We start from the raw sequence: 1,155 nt of genomic DNA on the forward strand, positions 1-1,155 counted from the left end.
ATCATGGCTTTTTCAAAGCCCGAAGCGCGCCCACAGCGCGCGTTCTTCCGCCGCATCGAGGACGCCGTTTGCGGCGGCAGCGGCGATATCGGGCGCCGAGAAGCGCGAGCCGAACAGGCCGAAACGGCCGAACAGCCCGCGCGGCGCGCTGATCAGTTTGAGCTGCGTCTTGTCGCCGAAACGGGTCTTGAGCACGCTGCGCATGTCGCCCAGCGCATCGACAAGGCCGAGCTCGAGGCCGCGCTTGGCGGTCCAGAACAGGCCGGTGAACAGGTCAGGGTCGTCTTTCAGCTTGCTGCCGCGCCGCTCCTTGACGAGGTCGATGAAGGTCTCGTGCACTTCGAGCTGCAACGCCTTCAGCCGCTCCACGTCCTCCTTCTTCTCGGGCTTGAACGGATCGAGCACGGCCTTGTTCTGGCCGGCGGTGTGGACGCGCCGCTCGACGCCGATCTTCTTCATCAGCTCGGGGAAGCCGAACGAGGCCGAGACCACGCCGATCGAGCCGACGATCGAGGACGGATCGGCGAAGATCTCGTCGCCGGCGACCGCGATCATGTAGCCTCCGGAAGCCGCGACATCCTCGACGAAGACCAGCACCTTTTTGTTCTTCTCCGCCGCCAGGTCGCGGATGCGCTTGAAGATCAGCCGCGACTGCACCGGCGAGCCGCCCGGCGAGTTGATCGAGATGGCGACCGCCGGCGCGTCGAAGCCGAACGCCTTTTCGATGAGGCCGGCCGTCGAGGCGAGCGACAGGCTCGGCCGGAACTGGCCGCCGCCGGCCATGATGGTGCCTTGCAGCCGGATGACCGGAATGGTGACGACTGTCGAGCGCCAGGATTTCGGCAGCAGGCGGTTGAAAAGGCGTTTCACGAACGGGTGTCTCCGGACAAGATGCAAAGGAGCAGGGTGAGATCAGGCAAGTCGGTAATGTCTTTCGGGCGCGATGTCACCTTGCCTGCCATGTAGGCATTCGCCGGCCAACGGCAATGCCGGATCGCCGGCCCAGGATCAATCGCCGAACAGCGATGCCAGGCCGTTGTTGATCATTTCCGTCCGCTCCGTCGGCGCGTTGCCGGATGGTCCGTGCAAGGCGAGCGGCGGGCGGATCGACAGTTTCCCGCGCGCCCCGAGCACCGCCCTGACGACGATGCGGAT

Annotated in this window: 1 protein-coding gene; it reads right to left on the reverse strand. The window is 65.5% G+C overall.

All coding sequences use genetic code 11. The annotated features are described in order from the left end of the window. Positions 1–12 precede the first annotated feature (12 nt). Entirely contained in the window at positions 13–870 is an 858-nt protein-coding gene (locus tag EOA24_RS38700; protein WP_042641437.1) for a S49 family peptidase, read from the reverse strand. Between the last annotated feature and the right edge of the window lie 285 nt (positions 871–1,155).

It is taken from the genome of Mesorhizobium sp. M2A.F.Ca.ET.039.01.1.1 (assembly GCF_003998035.1).
Taxonomy (GTDB): domain Bacteria; phylum Pseudomonadota; class Alphaproteobacteria; order Rhizobiales; family Rhizobiaceae; genus Mesorhizobium.